Source organism: Ruegeria sp. CJ3 (assembly GCF_056536725.1).
In genome coordinates this window covers 16,168-30,589 of sequence record NZ_JBQFQE010000012.1, presented here as the reverse complement: position 1 = coordinate 30,589, position 14,422 = coordinate 16,168, and the positions used below count along the sequence as shown (strand labels likewise).

The following is a 14,422-nucleotide window of genomic DNA, read 5'->3' as shown; positions in this document are numbered from 1 at the left end:
TTCGACTCGGAGGCAGCAGTTTAATCTAAGCAGCCGAAAGTAGAAGAGGGGAGCGGCAATTAATTTGCCGTTGAGCGTAAAAATGACCGTGACCGACGAAATCCGCACCCGCCTGCAGGCGGCCTTTGACCCGCGCGAACTGGAGGTGGTGGATGACAGCGAAAGCCATCGCGGTCACGCCGGTTATCAGGAAGGCGGCCAGAGCCACTTCAACGTCCGTATCCGCGCTGCTGCCTTTCAGGGCCAGTCGCGCGTCGCACGCCACCGCGCGGTGCACAAGGCGCTGGGCGATATCGTCCCCCGCATTCACGCGCTGGCGCTGGATATCGACGCCTAGCCGCGCGCAAGGGCCGCAGCCCGCGGGCATTGCGAAAGCGCGTGGTCCGGGGCAGAACCGGGCCACGCTCTGACCCAAGGCTGGCACCAGGATGACCGACGAAACCGCATCGCCCCGGAACCATCCCAGACGCCTTCTGGCGGTGGCGTTCGGCATCGGCATCGCATTGGTCGTGATCCTGTCGGTGTTTCTGTATATGTCGCGTGAAACCGGCAGCCGGATCGGCGACATGCGGCAGGCATGGCAAAGCTATTCGCTTGAGACGACGCCGCGCGGCTACTGGATTTCTGATATCCGCGCCTATTTCGGCTATGGCGGGCTGATCCACAACTTCAAGAATTACGTGCTGCGGCATGACCCCGATTACGGGCCGACCCTGCGGCTGCAATCGCGCAACCTGCTGGCCACGATCGAGGCCTACCGCGCCGCCAATCCGGCCCCCGCAGAGCTGCAGGCGCTGCAGCGGATCGAGGACGTGGCCCACGAATACATCGGCAACGTCCCCCGGATCGAGGCCGGCATCGCCGCCGGTCTCAGCGCCGAGGAAATCGACACGCTGGTCCGCGTAGATGACAGCGATGCGCTGGCAGCGCTGGCGACGCTGGAACAGCTGTGGATCGCCGAACGCGACCGCAGCCTGTCGGCCATGGTGCAGGCGTTTTCCGATGGCGAGCGGCTGGTGCGCAATTTCTCGGTGCTGCTGGTGGGGCTGATCGTGGTGGTCGGCATCATCGCGCTGCTGACCACGCTGCTGATTGCCAATATCCTGCGCACCAACCACCGGCTGCAGGCCGAACTGACCCTGCGCGAACAGGTGGAACTGGCCGAACGCAAGCTGGCGCGTGCGGTGGAACAAAGCCCCGCCTCGATCCTGATCACAGATACCGACCTGAAGATCGAATATGCCAACGCCAAGTTCTTTGACCTCAGCGGCTATGCCCCCGACGAGGTCTATGGCCATACGCCGCGCATGTTGCAGTCGGGCTATTCCGGCCATGGCGTCTATGACGATCTGCGGGACAGCCTGCAACAGGGGCGCAACTGGTACGGCGTGTTCCGCAACCTGCGCAAGGACGGTACCCATTACTGGGTGTCGACCGCGATCTTCCCGCTGGTGGGGCAGGATGGGGCCATCACGCATTACATCGGCATCGGCGAGGACCTGACCGAGGCGCGGCGCACCAGCGCGCAATTCGCCCAGGTGCAGAAGATGGAAGGCGTCGGCATCCTTGCAGGCTCGGTCGCGCATGATTTCAACAACGTGCTGATGAGCATCACCGGCAATGCCGACCTGATCGAGATGGATGCCGATGGCGACGCGGACATCCAGACCTCGGTCAACCATATCCGCATCGCGGCGCGCCGCGCGCAGGCGCTGGTGCGGAAGATGCTGACCTTTGCCCGGCAGCGGCCCCGCAACCCGACCCGTGGCGATATGGTCAAGGCCACGCAAGAGGCGCTGGACCTGATCCGCGTCTCGGCCCCGCCCAACGTCGAAACCCGGTTCGAGATCGAGCTGGAGCCAGCCTTTTCCGATTTCGACGGCACGCTGTTTTTCCAGACCCTGCTGAACCTCTGCCACAACGCGTTCGAGGCGATGGGCGATCAGCCGGGCGAGGTGGTCCTGACCATCAGCGAAGCGCCGCGCGAGCAGTTGGACGATCTGCCCGACGACGCGGTGGGTGTGATCCGGCTGGACGTGCAGGACACCGGTCCAGGCATGTCTGACGAGGTACAGCAACAAGTGTTCCAGCCGTTCTTTTCCACCAAACCCGTGGGCAAGGGCACCGGGCTGGGCCTGACCATCGTGCGCAACTCGGTCGAGGAATGCCATGGCCGGGTCGAACTGCACTCGGCCCCGGGGCAGGGCACGCGGTTCAGCCTGTATTATCCGCTGATGCCCGCCCTGACCCGGCAAGAGCAGGCCGAGGTCGCCGCCATCACCGGGTCCGAGCATGTGCTGCTGGTCGATGACGACGAAAATGTGCTCTATATCACCCGCACATTGCTGACCCGCTATGGCTACCGGGTCGAGGCCTATTCGGACCCTCTCAAGGCGCAGGCCGCGTTTCTTGAGGCCCCGGAAACCTATGACGTCATCGTGACCGATCTGAAGATGCCGGGGCTGATGGGCACCGCCCTGATCGACGCGGCGCGGGCGGTGCGGGATGATGTTCCGGCGATTCTGATCAGCAGCTATTTCGATGACATGGAAAACCCGGCCGCTGCCAAAAATTTAATCATGGCGCAGAAACCCGTTGAAATACAGGATCTTGCGCGGTTCATCCGGTCTCTGGTCACCTAGGTTTCGTTACATTTCTTAACATCTCTTCACAGACCTTAATCTGGATCAAATCCTCACGAAACAACTGACCCCTATGGTTCGCCATGCCGGTCCCCGGCCACGCCGCGAAGACCGGACTAGCGATAAAGGGGCTTTTAAATGACAACCAAAGCCAGAACATGGTTCTCGGCGCTGTCGACAGTTTCATTGCTGTCGATGGCCGTTGCGTTCCCGGTTCACCAGGCCCAGGCAGAGCAGCCGGGCCCGGTAGAAGCCATTGAGTTCGACCCTGCCAAGGCGGCACTTGGCAAACGACTTTTCTTTGATCCGCGCCTGTCGGGCGACGGCGCGCTGGCTTGTGCCAGTTGCCACCAGCCGGAAAACGGGTTCACCGACGGGCAGGCCCTGTCGGACGCCTATACCGGCAACCTGCATTTCCGCAACGTGCCGACGCTGATCAACAGCGCCAAGCGCGCCGCGTGGTTCCACGACGGGCGCATAGGCACCAACCTCAACGACGTGACCCGCGAAAGCATCACCGAGACCTATTCCATGAACATGGACATGCGTCTGATGCAGGAACGCATCAAGCAGGACCCGGTCTATGTCGAGATGTTCGAAGCCGCCGGATTTGGCGAGCCGTCGAACGGCGGTGTCCGCAACGCGATCCCGGAATATCTGAAAACGCTGATCTCGCGGGGCGCTCCGTTTGATAGCGGCGAGATGTCGGACGAGGCCAAGGCAGGCTATGAGCTGTTCAACGCCAGCGGCTGTAATTCGTGCCACTCGGGCGAGCGGTTCACCGATGACCTGCCGCATAATATCGGCGTTGGTGACAATCCCGATATCTGGGCAGAACCGACACGTCACATCACCTTCGTGACGATGATGAAGTTCCTCGGTGTTGAGAACTACATGAACCTGCGCGCCGATCCCGGAGCGTATATCCGCACCCACACCGCCGATACCTTCGGCACCTTCATGACCCCCACGCTGCGCGAGCTGACCTATACCGCGCCGTATATGCACAACGGCACGATGGAAACGCTCGAAGATGTGGTGGCCTTCTACAACGCCGGTGGCGGTGATGATGAGAACAAGGATCCGCGCATCAAGCCGCTTGGCCTCAACGAGACCGAACAAGCACAGCTGGTGGCCTTCCTGAAGGCACTGTCCGGCGAACCGCTGACAGGTCCTGACTTCGTCGCCGAGGAAATCGATACGGACTATGCGCCGATCGAAAACTGGCGCGAAACGACAAACTGAGGAGTGGACCCATGAAAGACCTTAAGTCTTACCTTTCAGGCACAATCGCCACCGCTGCCTTGTTTGCCGCCATCGGTTCGCAAGCGTTCGCTGCGGACAGCATGGAGATTGAGGCCGGTATCGGCGGGGCAGACCCTGACCCCGATGCGCCGCTGGTGGCGCTGGGCGAACCGCCCATCCCGCTGGACAACCCGCAGACCGAAGCCAAGATCGAACTGGGCAAAATGCTGTTCTTCGATCCGCGTCTGGGCGGGAACGAGACGACGCCCTGTTCGGCCTGTCACCTGCCCGATGTGGGCTGGGACGTCGAAGCGCCGATCTCGTTCGGTTACCCCGGCACGACCCACTGGCGCAACAGCCAGACCATCATGAACTCGGCCTATTACGGCAAGCTGTTCTGGGCGGGCTCTTCGAAAAGCCTTGAAAGCCAGGCAAAGTCTGCCGCAGGCGGTGCGGTCGCCGGCAACGGTGAATCCGACATGATGGAGGCCCGTCTGGCCTTTGTCCCCGAATATGTCGAACGCTTTAACGACGTCTTCGGCGACCAGTGGCCGCGCATCGGCAACGCATGGCGGGCCATCGCCGCGTTTGAACGCACCATCGTTCAGACCGACACGCCCTTCGACAACTACCTGCGCGGGGATGATGCGGCGTTGACCGAGGAACAGAAACGCGGGCTGGAGCTGTTTACCGGCAAGGCGCAATGTTCCGAATGCCACAACGGCGCGCTGCTGTCGGATGAGAAATACTATAACACCGGCGTACCGCCCTATAGCGGCTGGGAAGATGACGGTCTGGCGCAAGTGACCTTCCGGTATGAGCTCTATTCCAAAGGCTCGACCGAGGATTTCTATCGCCACACCAAGGACGACCCCGGCTTCTATTTCCGCACCAAGGAAAAGGCCGATCTGGGCAAGTTCCGCACGCCGAGCCTGCGCTACACCCTCTATACCGAACCCTACATGCATAACGGCATGTTGGAGACGCTTGAGGATGTGGTCGAATTCTACAACCAAGGCGGCGGCGAGAATGAATTCGCAGCAACCAAATCCGATCTGATCCAGCCGCTTGGTCTGAATGATCAGGAAAAAGCGGATCTGGTGGCCTTCCTGAAATCCCTGTCCGGTGACGAGATCTTGGTCGAAGAACCTGATCTGCCGGATTACCAGCCGCTTCCCGCGGCAGCAGAGGAGTAAGCGTCATGAAAGATCATAACGCAACCGGATGCAGTTGTACGGGTGAGGCCAAGAAGGCCTGCACCGTGAACCGCCGCCAGTTCCTGTTCGCCTCGGGCGCAACAACCTTTGCCGTGATGGTGGCCATGCCCACCCGCCACGGTCAGGCCGAACAAGTGCCCGCATTGGTATCGACCTATCCGCGCAAGCTGATCGGCAAACTGTCCGAACTGGAACAGGATGTCCCGGTCGAGTTCTACTACCCCGATGAGGGAGATTATTCGGACTCGATCCTTGTGAAAACCGGCGTGGAAAGCGGCGGCGGCATCGGTCCGCAAAAGGATGTTGTGGCCTTCAACCTCACCTGCACCCACCAGGGCGGGTCGATGTATGACAGCTACAAGCCTGAACATAAGGTGCTGGGCCCGTGCCCGCTGCACCTGTCCACCTATGACGTGACACGGCACGGCATCCTCGTTTCGGGGCAAGCCTATCAGTCACTGCCGCAGGTCCTTTTGGAACTGGACGGTGATGACATTTACGCCGTTGGCATGTTCGGCCTGATCTACGGCCGCTACGACAACCTCATTGCATAAGGGAAACGGAATCATGGCAACCCCGTATTACGTACCCGAAACCAACGTCCCGCTGCCGCCCAAAGGCGCCGAGGTCATCTCGACCGCCTGCGACTACTGCATCGTGGCCTGTGGTTACAAAGTCTACCGCTGGCCCGTGACGGCCAAACCCGGTGGCCCAACTGCGGACGAAAACGCCTTTGGCGAGGACTTCCCTGTTGCACCCTTGGGTGCATGGGTCGCGCCGAACCAGCACAATATCGTTCTGCACAAAGGTCAGCCGCACCATGTGGTGATCATCCCCGACAAGGACACGCAATACGTCAACACTGACGGCGACAGCTCCTTGCGGGGCGGGTGTATCGCGCAGAAATGCTATAACCCGCAGACACCGACACGCGACCGTCTGAAGACACCGCTGATGCGGATCTATGGCACGCTGATGCCGGTTCCGTGGGACCTGGCGCTGGATGTGGCGGCTGAGGTGGGCAACCACGTCATCGCCAAGCACGGCACCAATGCCTATGGCGTGAAAACCTTCAGCTATCAGTATATCGAGAACACCTATGCGATCTCGAAATACGCGCTGCGCCATATCAACACCGCCAACTTCACCTTCCACGACACGCCGTCCGACGTGACCTCGACCCCCGGTTTCCGGGATGCGGGTTTCGACAACTTTGGCCCGTCGTATGAAGACTGGCGCGATGCGGAGACCCTTCTGGTTTGCGGCACCGACCCGTATGAGACCAAGACCATCCTCTATACCCAGTGGATGATGAAGGGGATGCAGAACGGTCAGAAAGAGATCTATCTGATCCCGCGCCGGTCTGCCGGTGTGGCCCATGCTGAAAAGATGGGTGGCCTGCATATCGACGTTCTGCCCGGCACCGACCTGCTGGTCGTCAACGCCATTGCCCGCGTCATCGTGGAAAATGGCTGGGAAGACAGCGACTGGATCAAGAAATGGGTCAACAACAAGTGGGAAAGCTCCTCGGGCTTCGGTCAGGGCACCCGGAACACGCCATGGCAGTGGCGGACCACCTGGGGCAAGTTCCAGACCAAAGGCTTTGAAGACTGGAAAGAGTGGTTGCTGTCGCAGGACGAGTTCTCGCCCGAGAACGCAGCCGCCATGGCCGAAATCGACGTGCAGAAAATCTATACTGCCGCCGAATGGCTGGCCAAACCCAAGGCGGATGGCACCCGGCCCAAAACCTCGGTGATGATCGAGAAAGGGTTCTACTGGTCCAACAACACCGGCAACACGCAGGCGATCTCGGCTCTGGGTATCATCTGTGGCTGTGGCGGTCGTCCGGGTCAGGTCATTGGCCGGGCCGGTGGTCACCAGCGGGGCGGCGTGAAGGGCGGGAAATACCCGCGCAACAAATCGCCCGAGAAACTGCCCGGTCGCCGTCGCCGCGCCATGGATACCGACCGGTATCTGATCGCAGGTCATACCCGTATGGCCCATGTGATCGGCACCACATGGATCCAATCCATGTGCGGTTCGCAGCAATTGGCCGACAAGTTCGAGGAACTGACCGTCCGCAACCCGCACCAGATCGCCTCTTTCGACAAGCAAGAGATGATCGACACGCTGAAGGCCCGCGCCGACAGCGGCGGTATGGTGGTGATCAACCAGGACATCTATCTGCAGGACCCGATCGGCAACCGCTACGCCGACATCGTGTTTCCCGCAGCGACATGGGGTGAAGAGGACTTCCTGCGCGCCAATGGCGAACGCCGTCTGCGTCTGTACCAGAAGTTCTATGACGCTCCCGGTGCGGCCAAGCCCGACTGGTGGATCATCGCGCAACTGGCACAGCGGATGGGCTTTGACGGGTTCGACTGGCAGAACTCGAACGAGGTCGCGGAAGAGGCCGTGCGCTTTACCCGCGGGTCGCGCAAGGACTTCCACGCGGTGCACCGTCTGGCCAAGAAAGAGGGCAAGACCCTGCACCAGAAGGTCCGTGAGTTTGGCACCGATGGGGTTCAATGCCCGGTCATGCTGGATGCTGATGGCGTCACGCTGATTGAAACCAAACGTCTGCACGACACAACCCGCGAACTGCCCGATACCGGAGCAGCTGGTGCGGATGTGTTCAACAAGAAGCTGACGCATTTCAACAGCCAGACTGGCAAGTGCAACATCCAGAAATCGCCGTGGGGCCTGTTCTCGGACTATTGGGAATGGCTGAAGCCCAACAAGGACGAAGGCGAGCTTTGGGCGACCTCTGGTCGGATCAACGAACGCTGGCAGTCCGGCTTTGACGACCGCCGCCGCCCGTATATCGTGCAGCGCTGGCCGGAAAACTGGGTTGAAATCCACCCCGATGATGCGGCTGAACGCGGCATCGAAAGCGGCGACTATGTGATGGTCTATTCGGAACGTGTTCCGGGCAACAAGACCACGCTGCTGGGTGTGGAAGGCGACGACTTCCAGTTCTCGAAACTCATGGAGAACGGGCATATCGAGCTGACCAAAGCGGCGATCACCGCCGTTGCCATGGTCACGCCCGCCATCAAGAAAAGCGTTGTTTACATGGACTTCCTGCACATGCAGCAGCCTGCGAACGCGCTTGAGGGCCGGATCGTCGACTGGATCAGCGGCAACTACAACTACAAGATGGGCGTTGCCAAGCTGCGGAAACTGGGGCCGAGCCCCTACAAGACCTCGTTCCGCACGATGTCCTTTGCGCCGCGCGACATCGCCTGATGTCTTTCCGGGGGGCGGTCGCCATGCCGCCCCTCGGGTCTGGTCCCACTGCAGAAGGGACCACATGGAAGGCAGGCTTCGGTTGGGAAACCTGTCTTCCACTTTCACCCAACCTGTCCCAACGCAAAACATGGCAGACCCGATATGACACTGAAATCCGATACCGCCCTGCGCGATGAGGCCGCTGGCCTGTTTTCCGAATATGCGAAATCCGACTATGACGTGATCCGTTTGCGCGCCATTCAGGCCCTGACCGCCATTGGTGCCGCCAACAGCCCCGCACTGGTCGAGGCGCTGCTGGACGATGACGAAGACGTCCGTCAGGACGCGGCCCAAGCGCTGGGCGCGCTGGGCGTTCAGGACGCAGCACCACAACTGCTGGAGAACCTGATCCACGACCCTTGCGGCGAGGTGAAACTGGCCTGCGTGACCGCTTTGGCCGAGTTGAAATCCGAAGACGCCGCCCCCTATCTGCGCACGCTTGTCACCGGGCGCGGCGAGGACATCACATGGGATGAAGACGAGCTGCACCAGGACGAATGGGACGACTGGCTGGACGCCCAGATCGCCGCCATCAAGGCGCTGGGTCGCATGGGCGACGCGGCCGCGATTGAACCCATCGTTGTGGCCCTGATGGACGAAGACGGGCAGGAACTGGGTGATGTAGCCTGCGAAGCGCTTGGCCGGATCGGTCAGCCCGCCGTGCCGACGCTGGGCGTGTTCACCCAATCCTCGAACCGCCGCCTGCGCCACCGCGCCCTTCGGACGCTGGCCACCATCGGAGGACCCGAGGCCGAAGCCATCCTGCGCAAAGCCACCACCGATAAGGACGGGGCCGTGCGCCTGATCGCTTATGAGGCCCTGATGCCCGGCGATCCGGCGCTGGTCGAACAGGCCCTGACGGATGCGGTCGAAGATATCCGCATTGCGGCGCTGACCCTCTCGGGCTTTTCCGAACCCGAACTACTGGACCGCATGATGCGTGACCCCGGTGCCAAGGTGCAGCTGGCGCTGCTCGACCGGCTGGACCGCGACACGCCGATAACGGATCAAGAGGACCTGCGCTGGCAGGTGCTGGATTTCCTCGCCACCGGCCAACAACCCGAAGTGTCCGCGCAGGCGTTGGGACTGCTGGCGGCACTGGCCCCGGAACTGGTGGCGGATCGGCTGAACGCGCTGTTTTCGGTCGATGCCGATGACCTCAAGGCCGAGCGTATCCAATGGGCCATCGTCGATGCGCTGGCGACCTCGCCTCTGCGCGAGGCGGCAGAATGGCTGCAACGCGCCTGCCGCGCGCCCTTCCGGTCGGTGCGGCTGAAGGCTGTCGCGTCGCTGGCGATGATCGTCACCGACGCCGACCGTCCGCATGTGAACCAGCAACAGGGCCGCGAATTGCTGCTGTCCTTCGCGCTGGCCCCCATGCCCATGGCCGCCGAGGAAACCCCCGAAGAAGAGGCCCCGCAAACCGATATCGCCGCGCTGGAAGAGGCCGGTCTGGACGTCTCCGAAGGCGGCGAGAACGGCCCCACCTCCAGCCTCGGCGCGATCCTCGGTCACGACGCCATCGCGGCAGAAATGACGCAGGAAGCGCAAGAGGATGAGGTGCAACCGCTGACCCCCCGCGAACAGGCGCTGTTGGCCAAGGCCACCCGCCACCCCAAACGCCGCCGCGTTGCGCTGGACGACAATGCCGAGGCGCTGGAGCGGGAAACCCGCCTCTCGGCCATCCGCCTGCTGGGTGAGGTGCCGGGGATGCAGATCATGCTGGCCCAGATCGCGCAGGACCCCGAGACCGAGATCGCGCAACAGGGCTTCTCGGGACTGGCCGCCGCGGTCACCCGCAACGGTGTGGAGCTGGAACACGACCAACTCGTGGACCTGATCACCAAGGGCCTGTCGCACACCGACTCGTCCCTCTCGCTGCAGGCGTTGAAACTGCTGCAACAGGCCGATCTGCCGCCGCAGGACAGCTTGCGCGGCAAGCTGCGGGCGATGGTGAAAACCGGTGATACCGCCTTCCGCATCGACGCCATGCAGATCCTGACCCGCTGGGACGGCACCCCGGACGTGGCGCGCAGCCTGCTGGACGATGTTTCGGCCCCGGTGCGTCAGGCAGCGATGCGTCTGTTGTCGGAAACCGCGCCCGATCAGGCCGGTGCCGCTATCGTGCCCTTCCTGATGGCCAACCCCGAGCAGCGGATCGTGACCTATGTCAATGACAGCGCGCCTGCGGTGGTGTCCATTGGCCGCCAATTGCTGACCGAACTGCGCGACGATGATCGCCGCGCGCAATGGCCGGTGATGATCAGTGCATTGGCCGACCTGCTGGGGACCGAGTCCCGGGCGGCGTGAACCCCGGAGGGGCAGATGAACATATCGCTGAACCTGTCTGCGGCGATCCTGGCGGGGGCGATGGCCTTTGGCCCCGCCGCACAGGCCGACGACCTGCCCGAGGTCGCGGTGGTTCATCAGATCATCGACCTTAACGCCGATACCCCGGCCCATGCGTTCCGGTTCGAACCCAAGTTCCTGCAGGTCCCCGCCGGGGCGACCGTGCGCTTTAAGGGCTCGACCGGGCGGCATACCGTGACCGCCATCACCCGCATGATCCCCGTCGGGGCCCGCAGCTTTGAAATTCGCGGCAAGCCCGAGCTGGATGTGACCTTCGAGAAAGAGGGCGTCTACGGCATCCGCTGCCGTGTGCATGGCCGCCACGGCATGGTGATGCTGCTGGTGGTCGGCGACCCCAGCTCGAACCTTGAAGAGGCCAAGGCCTACCTGCCCAAACTGGGTGAGGCCGAGCAGGCCGGTTTCGAAGAACTCTTCGCCTATATGGAGGCCCAAAATGGCTGATGGATGCGCCTGCGACCGCCACGCCCATATGTATCTGACCGTTGACGACGCGCTGCGGCGCGGGCTGTCCGTTGCTGACCCCCTCACGGACACCGAAATGCTGCCGCTGGCGCAGGCCATCGGTCGGGTCCTGGCCGAGGATTGCACCAGCAAGGTCGATATGCCCGCCTTCGACAATTCGGCGATGGACGGCTACGTGCTCCGAACCGCCGATCTGGGCGAGGGGCCTTTGTTCGAACTGCCCGTCGCCGGGCGCATCGCCGCCGGAGACAGCGGTGCCCATGACGCGCCCCAAGGCAGCGCCCTGCGCATCTTCACCGGCGCGCCGGTGCCGCCCGAATTCGATGCAGTGCTGATGCAGGAAGACTGTGACGCGACCCCGGATCGCATCCGCTTTAGCCGCCGCCCCAAACCCGGCCAGCATATCCGCCGCGCGGGCGAAGACCTGCAGGCCGGTGCGCCCATCCTGCGGCGTGGTTGCGAGATCACCGCGCGCGAGGCCGCCGCGCTGGCCTCGTCGGGATACGGAGAAGTCAAAGTTTACCGCAAGCTCAAGGTCACCATCTTCTCGACGGGCAGCGAACTGCGTCAGCCGGGTGAAGATCTCGGCCCGGGCCAGATCTACAACTCGAACCGCTATATGCTGCTGGCGCTGCTGGACAAGCCGTGGATCGACCTGACCGACCGTGGCCCGGTCGAGGACAAGCCCGCGCTGCTGGAGCAGGTTCTGCGCGAGGCTTGCGAGACGTCCGACCTAATCATCACCACCGGCGGCGTCTCGGTCGGCGACGAAGATCACATGCCGCGCCTCTTTGCCGAGATCGGCGGCGAGGTCGATGTGATGAAGGTCGCCATGAAGCCCGGCAAACCGATTATGTTTGGCCGTCGCGGCGATGCGCTTTACGTGGGCCTGCCCGGCAATCCGGTTTCGGCCTATGTCACATGGCAGATCATCGGATCGCAAATGATGGCCCGCCGCGCCGGTCTGCACCGCGTCCAACGCACGCCCGAACATGCCGTGCTGGCCGAGCCGCTGGAGCGCCGCGCCGGACGGCAGGAGTTCCGCCCCGTGCGTATCGACGGGACCGCGCCGGATGGCACGCCCCGGATGCGCCTGATGGCGGCCTCGTATAGCGGGCGCGTTGCATTGCTGGCGCAAGCTGACGGTCTGGCCGTGATTCCAGCGGAAACGGAAGAACTGCCAGCGGGTCAAGCGCTGGATTTTCTCCGGTTCTGAACGGATCACGATCCGATGTCCCCTTCGGTCTCGTTCTTGCAAGATCAAAGAGCCTGCGGCTACAAATACCCCGCGCCAGCCCAACATGCCCGCCCGGAAGTGCCTATGATCAAAGAACATATCCTTGTTGTCGATGACGACCCACAGATCACCTCGTTCCTGCAACGCTATCTGGAAAAGCAGGGCTGTCAGGTCTCCTGCGCGGCGGATGGCACCGCCATGGATGCGGTGCTTGCGCGGGAAGAGGTTGATCTGATCCTGCTGGATATCGGCCTGCCGGGGCGCAACGGGTTCGACATCACGCGCGAACTTCGGGTCAGTTCGAACATTCCCATCATCGTGCTGTCAGGTCGCGATGAGATTTTCGACCGCGTCGTCGGGCTGGAATTCGGGGCCGACGACTACATCACCAAACCTTTCGAGGCGCGCGAGGTTCTGGCCCGCATCCGCACTGTCCTGCGCCGCGCCCGCCCGGAGGACAAACCCGTCAACGGGGCCGAGATGCCTCTGATCACCTTCGGCGACTGGGTGCTGAATGTGAACGAACGCACCCTGACTGCGACCGGGGCCGAAGAAGCGACGCCCCTGACCACAACCGAGTTCGATGTGTTGCAGGCCTTTGTCACCAACCCGCACATGGTATTTTCGCGCGATCAGCTGCTGGACAAGGCGCGTGGGCGTGAGACCATCGTCGGTGACCGCACCATTGACGTCCACGTCGCCCGCCTGCGCAAGAAGATCGAGCCCGATCCCGCCGCGCCCACTTTCATCAAGACGGTCCACGGCATTGGCTATTGCTTTGCCGCCAATGTACGCAAAACTGGCGACTAGGTCAGGTCCTTGTACATATAGGTCGTGTGCTCCAGCCGGTTGTCAAACGGGTTGCGGCAATAGTTCGGAATCTCTCCGGCAACCTCAAAACCCAGCGATTGGTACAGCAGGCGCGAGGGGTCGCTGCTGCGCGTGTCCAACACCAGCATGGTGCGCCCCAGCGCCTTGGCGTGCGCCTCCAACGCGCTCATCAGCGCCCGACCCAACCCGCGGCGGCGGGCGTTGGGATGCACCAGCAACTTGGCCACATCCGCGCGATGCGGCTGGTTCGGCATCGCGGCCGGTATCAGTTGCACGGTGCCCTGAATACGGCCCTCGGCATAAGCCACGAACAAATCCAGCGCCCCGGTCTGCAGATCCGGCCCCACGCGACCCTGCCAATAGGTGCGGGCATCGTCTGGCGAGAAGGGCAGGATGAACCCGATGCTGGCCCCGGTGTGGACGCAGCGATGCAGGATCTCCGTCAGATCGTCCAGCGCGTCGTCGAAAAAGGCCGGGCTCAGGCGCGTGATCATATCAGCACCAGCAAATATCGCGCCCCGCGCGCAGGCCCGGTTTCGAACCGCGTGGGGCCGGACAGGTGATAGCGCAGGCAATCGCCGCCGCTCAGCACGTGTTCGGTGCCATCCACAGTCAGCGTCAGCCCCCCATCCAGCAAGATCAGATGATGCTCCTGCCCCGGCTTGGGCGGCGTGTCATAGCTGATCACTGTGCCGGGGGGCAAGTGACCCTCCAACACCTCGCCGCTCAGCCCAGAAGCCGGGGGCGAAACCGACCGGCGGGTAAAACCGGTCTCGGGGTCGCGCCATTCGGGTTGGCGTTCAAAGGGCACGCGCGGATCGAAACTGTCCTCGACCATCATCAGCAGGCGCGACATGGGCAGGCCATAGGCGGCACATAACCGGCCCAGCGTTTCCGCCGTCGGGCTGACCTCGCCCTTCTCCATCCGCGACAGGGTCGCCCGGCTGATGCCGCTGTGTTCGGCCAGCTGCTCCAATGACCAGCCGCGGCCCTGCCGCAGCTCATTCAGCCGCGTCGCAAGACGATGTGACAGATCATCTAACATGGATCATATATGGGAATCATGCTCATATATGGGATTATGACGTGAGAAAACGATGACTGCAAACGAAAAAAGAGCGCAGCCT

General features: G+C 62.5%; 12 protein-coding genes. 10 read left to right on the top strand and 2 right to left on the bottom strand.

Annotation, left to right across the window (positions count from 1 at the left end):
* Positions 1–82: 82 nt before the first annotated feature.
* The 10 genes from ACR0J1_RS17480 to ACR0J1_RS17435 all read left to right on the top strand — a co-directional run bounded on the left by ACR0J1_RS17480 (position 83) and on the right by ACR0J1_RS17435 (position 13,274).
* Positions 83–337, top strand: a complete 255-nt coding sequence (locus ACR0J1_RS17480; RefSeq protein ID WP_480532662.1) for a BolA family protein — start codon at positions 83–85, stop codon at positions 335–337.
* Between the two features lie 91 nt (positions 338–428).
* Positions 429–2,642 carry a hybrid sensor histidine kinase/response regulator gene (locus ACR0J1_RS17475; RefSeq protein WP_480733980.1) on the top strand — a complete coding sequence of 738 codons (2,214 nt, stop codon included), beginning with the start codon at positions 429–431 and terminating at the stop codon, positions 2,640–2,642.
* A gap of 138 nt (positions 2,643–2,780) precedes the next feature.
* Positions 2,781–3,887, top strand: coding sequence for a cytochrome-c peroxidase (locus ACR0J1_RS17470; protein WP_480733979.1), 1,107 nt, complete (start codon positions 2,781–2,783; stop codon positions 3,885–3,887).
* A gap of 11 nt (positions 3,888–3,898) precedes the next feature.
* Positions 3,899–5,083 (top strand): cytochrome-c peroxidase, encoded by a 1,185-nt coding sequence (locus ACR0J1_RS17465; protein ID WP_480733978.1) that lies wholly within the window; start codon positions 3,899–3,901, stop codon positions 5,081–5,083.
* A 5-nt stretch (positions 5,084–5,088) separates the two neighbouring features.
* On the top strand, positions 5,089–5,658 hold the full coding sequence (locus ACR0J1_RS17460; RefSeq protein ID WP_480532654.1) for an arsenate reductase (azurin) small subunit: 570 nt from the start codon (positions 5,089–5,091) through the stop codon (positions 5,656–5,658).
* A 13-nt stretch (positions 5,659–5,671) separates the two neighbouring features.
* Positions 5,672–8,353: an arsenate reductase (azurin) large subunit gene (locus tag ACR0J1_RS17455; RefSeq protein WP_480733977.1), complete on the top strand. Its 2,682-nt coding sequence runs from the start codon at positions 5,672–5,674 to the stop codon at positions 8,351–8,353.
* A 144-nt stretch (positions 8,354–8,497) separates the two neighbouring features.
* Entirely contained in the window at positions 8,498–10,705 is a 2,208-nt protein-coding gene (locus ACR0J1_RS17450; protein ID WP_480733976.1) for a HEAT repeat domain-containing protein, read from the top strand.
* 15 nt (positions 10,706–10,720) lie between these two features.
* Positions 10,721–11,206, top strand: a complete 486-nt coding sequence (locus ACR0J1_RS17445) for a plastocyanin/azurin family copper-binding protein (RefSeq protein ID WP_480733975.1) — start codon at positions 10,721–10,723, stop codon at positions 11,204–11,206.
* Positions 11,199–12,443, top strand: coding sequence for a molybdopterin molybdotransferase MoeA (locus tag ACR0J1_RS17440; RefSeq protein ID WP_480733974.1), 1,245 nt, complete (start codon positions 11,199–11,201; stop codon positions 12,441–12,443). The genes ACR0J1_RS17445 and ACR0J1_RS17440 overlap by 8 nt, the downstream gene beginning before the upstream one ends.
* Before the next feature lie 105 nt (positions 12,444–12,548).
* The gene (locus ACR0J1_RS17435) at positions 12,549–13,274 is read left to right on the top strand and encodes a response regulator (protein ID WP_480733973.1); all 726 of its coding nucleotides are present in this window, start codon (positions 12,549–12,551) and stop codon (positions 13,272–13,274) included.
* Here the strand turns inward: ACR0J1_RS17435 and ACR0J1_RS17430 are convergent.
* The gene (locus ACR0J1_RS17430) at positions 13,271–13,789 is read right to left on the bottom strand and encodes an N-acetyltransferase family protein (protein WP_480733972.1); all 519 of its coding nucleotides are present in this window, start codon (positions 13,787–13,789) and stop codon (positions 13,271–13,273) included. The two genes, ACR0J1_RS17435 and ACR0J1_RS17430, sit on opposite strands and share 4 nt — an antisense overlap.
* Positions 13,786–14,340, bottom strand: coding sequence for a helix-turn-helix domain-containing protein (locus tag ACR0J1_RS17425; RefSeq protein WP_480733971.1), 555 nt, complete (start codon positions 14,338–14,340; stop codon positions 13,786–13,788). Before ACR0J1_RS17425 ends, ACR0J1_RS17430 begins: the two co-directional genes overlap by 4 nt.
* Between the last annotated feature and the right edge of the window lie 82 nt (positions 14,341–14,422).